General features: G+C 66.6%; 7 protein-coding genes. 5 read left to right on the forward strand and 2 right to left on the reverse strand.

Annotation, left to right across the window (positions count from 1 at the left end):
• Positions 1 to 8: 8 nt before the first annotated feature.
• On the reverse strand, positions 9 to 2591 hold the full coding sequence (locus AC1Z3O_RS06580; protein WP_483514533.1) for a PAS domain S-box protein: 2583 nt from the start codon (positions 2589 to 2591) through the stop codon (positions 9 to 11).
• A 417-nt stretch (positions 2592 to 3008) separates the two neighbouring features.
• Here AC1Z3O_RS06580 and aceE point away from each other — a divergent pair, with 417 nt between their 5' ends.
• The 5 genes from aceE to ltrA all read left to right on the forward strand — a co-directional run bounded on the left by aceE (position 3009) and on the right by ltrA (position 11869).
• Positions 3009 to 5696, forward strand: a complete 2688-nt coding sequence (gene aceE, locus AC1Z3O_RS06585; protein WP_483514535.1) for a pyruvate dehydrogenase (acetyl-transferring), homodimeric type — start codon at positions 3009 to 3011, stop codon at positions 5694 to 5696.
• A 163-nt stretch (positions 5697 to 5859) separates the two neighbouring features.
• Positions 5860 to 7545: a dihydrolipoyllysine-residue acetyltransferase gene (gene aceF, locus AC1Z3O_RS06590; RefSeq protein ID WP_483514537.1), complete on the forward strand. Its 1686-nt coding sequence runs from the start codon at positions 5860 to 5862 to the stop codon at positions 7543 to 7545.
• 63 nt (positions 7546 to 7608) lie between these two features.
• Positions 7609 to 8226 (forward strand): MFS transporter, encoded by a 618-nt coding sequence (locus tag AC1Z3O_RS06595; RefSeq protein WP_483514539.1) that lies wholly within the window; start codon positions 7609 to 7611, stop codon positions 8224 to 8226.
• A gap of 33 nt (positions 8227 to 8259) precedes the next feature.
• A complete protein-coding gene (gene lpdA / locus AC1Z3O_RS06600) occupies positions 8260 to 10053 on the forward strand; it encodes a dihydrolipoyl dehydrogenase (protein ID WP_483514540.1) in 1794 nt (597 codons plus the stop codon).
• 448 nt (positions 10054 to 10501) lie between these two features.
• On the forward strand, positions 10502 to 11869 hold the full coding sequence (ltrA, locus tag AC1Z3O_RS06605; RefSeq protein WP_483517528.1) for a group II intron reverse transcriptase/maturase: 1368 nt from the start codon (positions 10502 to 10504) through the stop codon (positions 11867 to 11869).
• A gap of 133 nt (positions 11870 to 12002) precedes the next feature.
• Here the strand turns inward: ltrA and AC1Z3O_RS06610 are convergent, their stop codons facing one another.
• On the reverse strand, positions 12003 to 12644 hold the full coding sequence (locus AC1Z3O_RS06610; protein ID WP_483514542.1) for a response regulator: 642 nt from the start codon (positions 12642 to 12644) through the stop codon (positions 12003 to 12005).
• Positions 12645 to 12653: the final 9 nt, after the last annotated feature.

The raw sequence follows: 12653 nt of genomic DNA on the forward strand, positions 1-12653 counted from the left end.
CGCGGGGCTTATTGCTCCGTCAGCCCGGGGTGCATCGGCAGCGTGATTTTAAACGTACATCCGATGCCGTCCACATTGTTTTCGACCCAGAGGCGTCCCTGGTGGGATTCGATGATCGAGCGGCAGATATTCAGGCCCATGCCCATGCCGTCCGACTTGGTGCTGAAGAAGGGCTCGAACAGGCGTTCCTTGGTGGACTCGTCCACGCCCGGTCCCTGGTCGATCACGTCGATATGCACGTTCTGGCCGAGATCGCCGCTCTCGATGCGCGCGTGCAGCCGCACCACGCCCGTGGCGCGCATGGCCGGCAGGCCGGACATGGCCTCCACCGCGTTCTTCAACAGGTTGACCAGCACCTGTTCGATCAGCACCGGATCCACGAAGAGCAGCATGGGCGGCGGCGGCAGGCGGGTCAGGATGGTGACGCGGCGGCGCGTGGCCTCCAGGTCGGCCAGGCCGACGGCGTCGGCCACGATCTCGTGCAGCGCCGCCTCGCGGCGCTGCGGCTGGCTGCGCTTCACGAAGCCGCGGATGCGGCTGATGATGGTGCCGGCGCGCACCGCCTGGGCCGAGGTCTTCTCCAGGATGGGAATCAGGTCTTCCGGCGTGCTGCGCCCGGAATGCAGCCGTGCCACCGCGCCCATGCAATAGTTGTTGATGGCCGCCAGCGGCTGGTTCAGCTCGTGCGCCAGCGACGAGGCCATCTCGCCCATGGTGGTCAGGCGGCTGGTGAACTGCAGCCGTTCCTCGTGCTGGCGCGCCAGTTCCTCGGCGGCCTTGCGCATCGTGATGTCGGTGGCGATCTGCATCTGCGCCAGGTGGCCGTCCACCCACTGGATGTAGCGGCGGCGTACCTCGAACCACTTCTGCATGGCCGGCACGAAGACCTCGCGCGCGTCGGAACTGTACGGCATCAATTCGGAGGCGGGCAGGCCGGCATAGCCGTCGACGTAGTCGGTGTGGTCGCCCGACACCTGTTCCTTGTCCACCTCGTCGCCGGCCAGCTTGAGGTGGCCGTCGGCGTCCCAGCCGAACAGCTGGCGGTAGTAGCGGTTGGCGAACAGCAGCTCGGGCCGGTCGGTGGCCAGCACCGAGACGGCCGCGTCCAGGCTTTCCAGCACCGTGGTGAAGCGGTCGTGGGCGGCGGCCAGCTCCTCGCGCGCGCGCTTGGGCTCGGTGATGTCCGTCATCGAGCTCATCCAGCCGGTATGCCGGCCACGGCTGTCGACCAGCGGGGACACGTACATGCGCGAGAAGAAGCTGCTGCCGTCGCGCCGCATCACGCGCATCTCGTAGCCGCCGGCCGGGGACTTGCCCTGCAGCGTCAGGTCGATCTGCTTCTGCATCTCGGGCCGGTCGTTGGCGGGCCAGTAGGGGAAGGGCGGCACGCGGCCGACCAGGTCGCTCTCCTGCCAGCCGGTCATGCGGCAGAAGGCCGGGTTGACGTAGGTGATGCGGCCGTTCAGGTCCAGCGCGCGCAGCCCGATCAGCATCGAGTTTTCCATCGCGCGGCGGAACGAGGTTTCGGCCAGCAGCGCGCGCTGCGCCTCTGAGCGGCGGCTGGTATGCCGCCACATGCTCCACAGGCTCCACAGCAGGAAGCAGGACAGGCCCACCACCAGCCACAGCAGCATATTGTTGGGCAGGTTGGACGGCGGCGGGTAGGCGTCGGCCCGCAGCGACAGCGAATGGCCGGGCGGGTCGAGCAGGACTTCGTAGGACAGCGCGTTGCCCGGCACCGGGCGCAGCGAGGTGCTGGCCCGCACCAGGTTGTTCTTGTCGATCAGCGAGAAGCGGTAGCGCTCGGTCAGCTCCGGCGGCAGCAGGTGGGTCAGGATGCCGTTGATGGAGTAGAGCGCGCCGAGCGTGCCGAGGAACTCGTTGTCGCGCACGATCGGCACTTCCATCAGCATGAAGCTGTCGCCGCGCTCATTGACCAGCGGGCGCGAGTACACCACGCGCTGGGTCTCGCGCGCGGCGTCGAAGGTGTCGAGCACTTCCGGCTCCAGCGGCTGGTCCTGGGTCTCGCGCAGCCGGTTGGCGAATTCGGAGGTGGAGGGCAGCGACCAGCGGCTGCGCCGCGTGGCGTCCAGCCAGTTGATGAAGACGACCTCGGGGTTCTCGCGCAGGATCTCCTGGGCGGCGGTGCGGTAGGCGCCCTGGTCGAGCTGGGCCGCGGCGATGTCGCGCGCCAGCGAGGCGAGCTGGTCCTGGTTGCTCAGCAGCGACAGGCGCACGCGCTGCTGGGCCCAGGCCGCGTCGCGGTACAGCGCGTCGCGCTGCTGCTGGCGCTCGGTCTCGTGCAGCGACCACAGGATGACGCCCATGGCCACCGTGAACAGCACGATGGCCACCAGGGGGATGAACATGAACCAGCTGGTCGCGACCAGGTTGCGCCAGCGCAGCCACCAGAGTCCGCGCGGCGGCAGGCTGACGGCGGCGGCTTCGTCGCCGCCGCCAAGGGAATCGAGCGGCGTCAGCCCGCTGGCCGCCGGTGGCGGCGCACTGGATGGTGCCTGGGCCGAGCCGGATGCGGATGGAGGAAGGGCGGCGGCGCGCAGGCCATGGAAAAGGCGGGTGAGGAACGACATGACGGGATTGACAGCTGACAGCCCAGTGTATCGGGAATATTGCAGTGCGTCGCTTGGGGAAAGCGCCTATGAATATGCCAGCCAGTGCGCCGGCCCTGCCTGACCTCGAGCCGGCGGTGAATAGGACCGTTCGGGGCCGGTTAGAGGGGATTTCTGGTGCGTTGCGACAATATTTCACATTATAAGAAACGATATCGCAATTTGAAAATTTAGCTTGTGTTGCGCATGCGCCTTCCATAGAATCGGTCGCACCGTAGAACAAGGGCGGGAATGCCGTGCGCTGTCGCGCGGCAGCCCGAGGCAGGGCGGCGTGGCGGCGGAATTGTGAGTTGCCGCCGCGTCGCGAGTCACACCGTCAGGTCCGGCCCCCGGCACGAGCAGGGGACGGACGCTGGAACTCACCAGGAGACGACAGTCATGTCAGCCGTACCAGAGCAAATCCTCGGCGCCAGCAGCGCCAATGACGCAGATCCCCAGGAAACCCAGGAATGGCTCGAGGCCCTGCAGGGCGTGATCGGTGCCGAAGGCCCCGCACGTGCCGCCTTCCTGATCGACAAGCAGATCGAATACGCACGCGTGAACGGCGTCACCCAGCCCTTCCACGCGGAAACCCAGTACATCAACACCATCCCGGTCGACCACCAGGCGCGCATCCCCGGCGACCAGGAAATCGAGCACCGCATCCGCTCGTACACCCGCTGGAATGCCATGGCGATGGTGCTGCGCGCCAACAAGCACACCAACGTCGGCGGCCACATCTCCTCCTTCGCCTCGGCCGCCACGCTCTATGACGTGGGCTACAACCACTTCTGGCACGCTCCGTCCGACCAGCACGGCGGCGACCTGGTCTTCGTCCAGGGCCACTCGGCGCCCGGCATCTACTCGCGTGCCTTCCTGCTCGGCCGCCTGAGCACCGAGCAGCTCGACAGCTTCCGCCAGGAAGTGGACGGCAAGGGCATCTCGTCCTACCCGCACCCCTGGCTGATGCCGGACTTCTGGCAGTTCCCGACCGTGTCGATGGGCCTGGGCCCGATCATGGCCATCTACCAGGCGCGCTTCATGAAGTACCTGCACAGCCGCGGCCTGGTCAGCACCGAAGGCCGCAAGGTGTGGGCCTTCCTGGGCGACGGCGAGACCGACGAACCCGAATCGCTGGGCGCGATCGGCATGGCAGGCCGCGAGAAGCTCGACAATCTGGTCTTCGTCATCAACTGCAACCTGCAGCGCCTGGACGGCCCGGTGCGCGGCAACGGCAAGATCATCCAGGAACTGGAGTCGGAATTCCGCGGCGCCGGCTGGAACGTGATCAAGGTGGTGTGGGGCAGCCGCTGGGATTCGCTGCTGGCGCGCGACACCAAGGGCCTGCTGATGAAGCGCATGATGGAATGCGTGGACGGCGAGTACCAGACCTTCAAGGCCAAGGACGGCGCCTACGTGCGCGAGCACTTCTTCAATTCGCCTGAACTGAAGGCCATGGTGGCCGACTGGTCCGATGAGGACATCTGGCGACTGAACCGCGGCGGCCACGATCCGCACAAGATCTACGCGGCCTACAAGGCCGCCACCGAGCACACGGGCCAGCCCACGCTGATCCTGGCCAAGACCATCAAGGGCTATGGCATGGGCGACGCCGGCCAGGCCATGAACATCACCCACCAGCAGAAGAAGATGCCGGTGGAGGCAATCCGCCGCTTCCGCGACCAGTTCAACCTCCCGGTACCGGACGACAAGATCGAGGAAGTGCCGTACCTCACCTTCGAGGAAGGCTCGAAGGAGCTGGAATACATGCGCCAGGCGCGCATGAACCTGGGCGGCTACCTGCCGGCCCGCCGCCAGAAGGCGGAGGCGCTGCCGGTGCCCGCGCTGTCGGCCTTCGAGGCGCTGCTCAAGGCCACCGGTGAAGGCCGCGAAGTGTCCACCACCATGGCCTTCGTGCGCATCCTGAACACGCTGCTCAAGGACAAGCAGATCGGCAAGCACGTGGTGCCCATCGTGCCGGACGAGTCGCGCACCTTCGGCATGGAAGGCCTGTTCCGCCAGATCGGCATCTGGAACCAGCAAGGCCAGAAGTACGTGCCCGAGGACCACGACCAGCTGATGTTCTACAAGGAGTCGCAGACCGGCCAGGTGCTGCAGGAAGGCATCAATGAAGCCGGCGCCATGTGCGACTGGATCGCCGCCGCCACGTCGTACTCGACGCACGGCGTAGCGATGATCCCCTTCTACATCTACTACTCGATGTTCGGCATCCAGCGTATCGGCGACCTGTGCTGGGCCGCGGCCGACATGCGCTCGCGCGGCTTCCTGCTGGGCGGCACCTCGGGCCGCACCACGCTGAACGGCGAGGGCCTGCAGCACGAGGACGGCCATTCGCACGTGTTCCATGCCGCCATCCCGAACTGCATCTCCTACGATCCGACCTTCCAGTACGAGCTGGCCGTGATCATGCAGGACGGCCTGCGCCGCATGTACGCCGAGCAGGAAGACGTGTACTACTACCTGTCGGTGATGAACGAGAACTACGAGCATCCGGAAATGCCGGCTGGCGTGGAACGCGACATCGTCAAGGGCATGTACCAGTTCCGCAAGGGCGTCGAGAACAGCAACGCGCCGCGCGTGCAGCTGCTGGGCTCGGGCACCATCTTCCGTGAGGTTATCGCCGCCGCCGAGCTGCTGAAGAAGGACTGGGGCGTGGAGTCGGACCTGTGGAGCTGCCCGAGCTTCACCGAGCTGGCCCGCGAAGGCCAGGACGTCGATCGCTGGAACCTGCTGCACCCGACCGAGCCGCAGCGCGAGTCGCACGTGGCCAAGAGCCTGAAGTCCGTGCGCGGCCCGGTGATCGCTTCCACCGACTACGTGCGCGCCTTCGCCGAGCAGATCCGTTCCTTCGTGCCGCGCCGCTTCGTGGTGCTGGGCACCGATGGCTTCGGCCGCTCCGATACGCGCGAGAAGCTGCGCCACTTCTTCGAGGTGGATCGTCACTGGGTCACGCTGGCCGCGCTCAAGGCGCTGGCCGACGAAGGCGCGATCGGCCGCGACAAGGTGGCCGAGGCGATCAAGAAGTACAACCTCGATCCCAACAAGCCGAATCCGACCACGGTCTGATCGGGCTGTCCGCACGAACCCCCGCAGGCGCGCAAGCGCCGCGCCGCGGGGCGCCCGGCTGTGTCCGGGTGCCTTGCGGCGCGGCGGCGTGACAGACGCCGGCGGTGAGGGTAACCTCGCCGCTTGTGCCTGTCGCGCCTTGCGCCTGTCCAGGAGACACTGAATGAGTCAAGCGATTGAAATCAAGGTGCCGGACATCGGCGACTACGACGCCGTTCCCGTCATCGAAGTGCATGTGAAGCCCGGCGACGTGATCCAGGCGGAAGACGCCCTGGTGACCCTCGAATCCGACAAGGCCACCATGGATGTGCCGTCGCCGCAGGCCGGCACGGTCAAGGAAGTCCGCATCAAGGTGGGCGACAACGTGTCCGAAGGCTCGGTGCTGGTGATGCTGGAGCCCGCCGGCGCCGCCGCGCCGGCTCCCGCGCCGGCCCAGGCCGCCGCTGCACCGGCTCCGGCAGCCGCGCCGGCTCCGGCGCCTGCCGCCGCGCCCGCGCCGGCCGCACCGGCCGCCGCCCCCGCCGCCGCCGGTGGCACGATCGAGGTCAAGGTGCCCGACATCGGCGACTACAAGGGCGTGCCGGTCATCGAGGTCCACGTGAAGCCCGGCGACGTGCTCCAGGCCGAGGACGCGGTGGTGACGCTCGAATCCGACAAGGCGACGATGGACGTGCCGTCGCCGGTCGGCGGCACCGTCAAGGAAGTCAAGGTCAAGGTCGGCGATGAAGTGGCCGAAGGCACGCTGCTGCTGATCCTGGAAGCCGCCGGTGCTGTCGCTGCTGCCGTAGCTGCGCCCGCCGCCGCGGCCAGCGCAGCGGCCCCGGTTGCCGCCAGCGTGCCGGCGCCTGCCGCACCGGCTCCCGCGCCGGTCGCTGCGGCGCCCGCCGCCGCTGCAGCGCCTGCAGCTCCGGCCGGCGTGAGCGGCAAGGCCGCCCACGCCAGCCCCTCGGTGCGCAAGTTCGCGCGCGAGCTGGGCGTGGACGTGTCACGCGTGCCCGGCACCGGCATCAAGGGCCGCATCACCCAGGAAGACGTGCAGGCCTTCGTCAAGGGCGTGATGAGCGGCCAGGCCGCGGCGCCGGCCCAGGCTGCTGCCGCGGGCGGCACCGGTGGCGAGCTGAATCTGCTGCCCTGGCCCAAGGTTGACTTCACCCGCTTCGGCGAGGTGGAAAGCAAGGCGCTGTCTCGCATCAAGAAGCTCTCCGGCGCGAACCTGCACCGCAACTGGGTGATGATTCCCCACGTCACCAACTGCGACGAGGCGGACATCACCGACCTGGAAGCCTTCCGCGTGCAGCTCAACAAGGAATACGAGAAGCAGGGCGTCAAGGTCACCATGCTGGCCTTCATGATCAAGGCGGCGGTGGCGGCACTGAAGAAGTTCCCGACCTTCAATGCCTCGCTCGACGGCGACAACCTGGTGCTGAAGAAGTACTTCAACATCGGCTTCGCCGCTGACACGCCGAATGGCCTGGTGGTGCCGGTGATCAAGGACGCCGACAAGAAGGGCGTGCTGGAGATCGGCCAGGAGATGGGCGAGCTGGCCAAGCTGGCGCGCGAGGGCAAGCTCAAGCCGGACCAGATGCAGGGCGGCTGCTTCTCGATCTCCTCGCTCGGCGGCATCGGCGGCACCTACTTCACGCCGATCATCAACGCGCCCGAAGTGGCCATCATGGGCGTGTGCAAGTCGTACCAGAAGCCGGTCTGGGACGGCAAGCAGTTCGTGCCGCGCCTGACGCTGCCGCTGTCGCTGTCGTGGGACCACCGCGTGATCGACGGCGCCGAAGCCGCGCGCTTCAACGTCTACTTCGCGCAGCTGCTGGCCGACTTCCGCCGCATCCTGCTGTAAGCGGGCAGGGCGCGTCGGCAGCGATGCCGCCGCGCCCGTGGCACTGCAAAGACGAGGCGAGCCATGACTACCTGCGTTGTCGTCAAGAAGGACGGAGTGGTGGCGATCGCGGCCGACGCGCTGGTCACCTTCGGGGACACGCGCCTGTCGCGTGCCTATGAGCGCAACCAGAAGGTGTTCCCGGTCGGCGAGAGCTTCATCGCGCTGGCCGGCACCACGGCGCATTTCCCGGTGATGCGCAGCCTGCTGTCGGGGCTGGGCGAGGAGTGCCGGCTGGGCTCGCGCGACGACGTGTTCCGGACCTTCCTGAAGGTGCATGAGAAGCTCAAGAACGAGTACTTCATCAACACCAAGGAAGACGAGGACGATCCCTACGAGTCGTCGCAGATCGTCTGCCTGATCGCCAACCCGGACGGCATCTTCGGCGTGTATTCCTACCGCGAGGTGTTTGCCTTCGACCGCTTCTGGGGCATCGGCTCGGGCCGCAACTACGCGCTCGGCGCGATGCATGCCGTCTACGACCGCCCGGAGTTCAATGCGGAACGGATCGCGCGCACCGGGGTCGAGGCCGGCGTGGAGTTCGACAAGAGTTCGGCCGGCCCGGTCGAGATGCACGTCCTGCGCCTGCGCGCGGCGGACGGCGCGGCGGGCATGGCACCCAACAACGACGGCGCAGCCTGAACCTGAAGCAGGCGGCGCAATGAGGAGCAAAGCATGAGTGTGATCGAGGTCAAGGTGCCGGACATCGGCGATTTCGACGCAGTGGAAGTGATCGAGGTGCTGGTCAAGCCGGGCGATCCGGTCGAGGTGGAACAGTCCCTGATCGTGCTGGAATCGGACAAGGCCAGCATGGACGTGCCGTCCTCGGTGGCGGGCACGGTGGTCGACGTGCGCATCAATATCGGCGACAAGGTAAGCAAGGGCATGGTGATCTGCACGGTCGAGGCCGCTGCGGCCCAGGCGGCTAGCCCGGCCGCCGCGCCGGCACCTGCCCCCGCCGCGGCTCCTGCTGCGGCTCCTGCGGGCGCGGCCCCGGCAGCGGCGCCCGCGGCGGCCACGCACAGCGGCGGCGCCGACATCCAGTGCGACATGCTGGTGCTGGGCGCCGGCCCCGGCGGCTACTCCGCCGCCTTCCGCGCGGCTGACCTGGGCATGAGCACCGTGCTGGTCGAACGCTACGCCACCCTGGGCGGCGTTTGCCTGAACGTGGGCTGCATTCCGTCCAAGGCGCTGCTGCACAACGCCGCCGTGATCGACGAGGCCAAGGCGCTGGCGGCCCACGGCATCCTGTTCGGCGAAGCCAAGATCGACCTGGACGGCCTGCGCCACTACAAGGATTCGGTGGTCGGCAAGCTGACCGGCGGCCTGGCCGGCATGGCCAAGGCACGCAAGGTGCAGGTGGTGCGCGGCATCGGCAGCTTCCTCGACCCGCATCACCTGGAGGTCGAGCTGACCGAGGGTGAGGGCAAGGCCACCACCGGCAAGAAGACCGTGATCCGCTTCGAGAAGGCCATCATCGCTGCCGGCAGCCAGGCGGTGAAGCTGCCCTTCATCCCCGAGGATCCGCGCATCGTCGATTCCACCGGCGCACTTGAGCTGCCCGAGGTGCCCAACAAGATGCTGGTCATCGGCGGCGGCATCATCGGCCTGGAAATGGCGACGGTGTACAGCACGCTGGGCGCCGAGATCGACGTCGTCGAAATGCTCGACGGCTTGATGAACGGCGCGGACCGCGACCTGGTCAAGGTCTGGGAAAAGAAGAACAAGGACCGCTTCGGCAAGGTCATGCTCAAGACCAAGACGGTCGGGGTGGAAGCCAAGGCCGACGGCATCTACGTCAAGTTCGAAGGCGAGCAGGCGCCGGCCGAGCCGCAGCGCTACGACTTCGTGCTGGTGTCGGTGGGCCGCTCGCCCAACGGCAAGCGCATCGGCGCCGACAAGGCCGGTGTCGCCGTGACCGAGCGCGGCTTCATCGACGTGGACAAGCAGATGCGCACCAATGTGCCGCACATCTATGCCATCGGCGACATCGTCGGCCAGCCGATGCTGGCGCACAAGGCGGTGCACGAAGGCCATGTGGCGGCCGAGGCGGCGCACGGCGAGAAGGCCTTCTTCGATGCCAAGCAGATTCCGTCGGTGGCCTTCACCGATCCGGAAGTGGCCTGGGCCGGCCTGACCGAGGACGAGTGCAAGGCGCAGGGCATCAAGTACGGCAAGGGCATGTTCCCGTGGGCAGCCTCGGGCCGCGCCATCGCCAATGGCCGCGACGAGGGCTTCACCAAGCTGCTGTTCGATGAGGAAACCCACCGCATCATCGGCGGCGGCATCGTCGGCACCCATGCCGGCGACCTGATCAGCGAGATCTGCCTGGCCGTCGAGATGGGCGCGGACGCGGTCGATATCGGCCGCACCATCCACCCGCACCCGACGCTGGGCGAGTCGGTCGGCATGGCAGCGGAGATCTACGAGGGTGTGTGCACGGACGTGCCGCCGCCGCGCAAGCGCTGAGGCAGATCGTCTCGCAAGGGGCAGGCCGGCGGCCTGCCCTTTTTCTTTGTGCGCCCAGCATGGGCGCACTCTTGTGGGTGCAAGTCCCACCGTAAGTTGATCACAGCGAACGAAGCGAAGCGCAACTGCGAAAGGGTGACTGATCGTGGGGAGGAAGCGTGGAGCGAATCTGCGAGCCGAGGGACACGAACCGGATAGAAGGCGGTGCCGACCAGGACGAGCGGGCAAAGGACCGCGAAGTTCTTGTGCTCAAAGGGCGGTGACGTAAATCCGGCGGTTGTGCAGTGAAGGAGTGCGTTCTTACCTGGGGACGCCCCGTCTTGCGCCTGAAAGGGCGACGGCGTCGAACCGGAGCGGGGTCTCAGCAGAGGTCATAGTAGTTGACGGTAGCGCCGGGAAGGCTCGAAGCCGCCGACGAAGGACCAAACGAGAGGGAGTGTTCGAAGCCATGTCGATGCAACAGGTACTGCGTCAGATGCCCGCGCGAGTGGGGCGAGCGGGAGAAACGGACGGTGAAGCCGGACGCGAACCCGTCTGCGACGAAGCCGGTGGCCCGCGACATGAATCGGAGAGCACAGGGTCGGCGCTGCTGGCAGCGGCGCTGGCGCGAGAGAACCTGAAGCAAGCGTTCAAGCGCGTGCGGGCCAACAAGGGTGCCGCGGGGGTAGACGGGCTGGACATAGACCAGACCGCGCATCACCTGGTGTCAGTGTGGCCGACGCTTCGCGAACAACTGCTCAAGGGGACGTACCGGCCCAGTCCGGTACGGCGGGTAACGATCCCGAAGCCGGACGGAGGCGAGCGCGAGCTTGGTATCCCGACGGTGACGGATCGCCTGATCCAGCAGGCGCTGTTGCAGGTGTTGCAGCCGATTCTGGACCCCACCTTCAGCGAGCATAGCTACGGCTTCCGTCCCGGCAGGCGCGCGCACGATGCGGTGCTAACCGCACAGTCGTACGTGCAATCGGGTCGGCGAATAGTGGTGGACGTGGACTTGGAAAAGTTCTTTGACCGGGTTAACCACGACATCCTGATTGATCGCCTACAGAAACGCATTGAAGACCCCGGAGTCATCCGGTTGATCCGAGCGTATCTGAACAGCGGACTGATGGATGGCGGGGTTGTGCTGCAACGGTACGAGGGCACGCCGCAAGGCGGTCCGCTGTCGCCGTTGCTGGCCAACGTGCTGCTTGATGAGGTGGACAAGGCGTTGGAGCGCCGAGGCCATTGCTTCGTGCGCTACGCCGACGATGCGAACGTGTACGTACGCAGCCGTCGGGCGGGCGAGCGGGTGATGGCGCTGTTGCGGCGGCTGTACGGCAAGTTGCGTCTGATGGTCAACGAGGCGAAGAGCGCGGTGGCGAGTGTGTTTGGCCGCAAATTCCTCGGCTACAGCTTCTGGGTGGCCGCTGGTGGTGTGGCCAAGCGTAAAGTGGCAGTCAAGCCGCTGCTGACGTTCAAGCAACGTATCCGCGAACTGACCCGCCGGTCTGGGGGGCGGAGCCTACTGGAGGTGGTGGAGCGGTTGCGGCCGTATGTACTGGGGTGGATGGCTTACTTCCGGCTGGCGCAAACGCCCAACGTCTTGCGAACGCTGGACAAGTGGATACGTCACCGGCTGAGAGCAATTCAGCTCAAGCAGTGGCGACGTGGCCCGACTATCTACCGGGAACTGCGGGCCCTAGGCGCGACGTCCGAGACGGCCCAACGAGTGGCGGCGAATAGCCGTTGCTGGTGGCGCAACAGTGGGGCCGCGCTGCAGTGGGTGCTGGATATCGCCTACTTTGACCGGCTGGGCCTGCCCCGCCTCGCCTAACCTCAACCTCTCGAACCGCCCGGTGCGGACCCGCACGCCGGGTGGTGTGGCAGGGGCGCAGCCACGATGGCTGCCCCCTATGCCGATTGCGTGCCTGCCGGGAGGCGGGACGCCGCGTGGACAGCGGCGACGCTCAGTCTTCCCGTTGCTCCCAGTCGTTGGCATAGCGCAGCAGGTCCGAGTCCCGCGTGATGCCTAGCTTGCGCATGGCGTTGATCTTCTGCGTGCTGATGGTCTGCACGCTGCGGTTCCACTGGCGGGCGATCTCGGAGATGGTCAGGCCCGTGCCGAACAGGCGCACGATTTCCGCTTCGCGCGCCGTCAATGTATTGTTGGCGAAGAGTGAGTGGCCGATCAATTGGTCCTTGATCGAAGGGGAGAAGTATTGCTGGTGCTGCAGGGCGCAGCGCGTGGCTGCGGTGACGTGCTCGATGCGGTCGGACTTGCTCAGGATGCAATTGATGCCTAGCCGCAGCAGCGCCCGGATCAGGCCGGGGTTGCTCATCATTGTCAGCACGACAAGGCGCAGGGCCGGATAGTGGCGCCGCAACAGCGAGAACAGCGCAATGCCGTCGCCGTGCTTGCCGCCCGGCATGGCGTAGTCGGAGATCAGCACTTCGCATTCGCATTGCTCGAGCAGCTTGATCAGCTCGGTCGAATTCTCGGCGTGCCCCACGATCTGGAAGGACTTTGTCTTCTGTAGTTCGTACTGGATGCCGATCAAGATGGCAGGGTGGTCATCCGCGACGATGACGCGAATCCTCTCAGTGGGCATGGTCGGTCT

Source organism: Cupriavidus sp. 09_S30 (genome assembly GCF_056930435.1).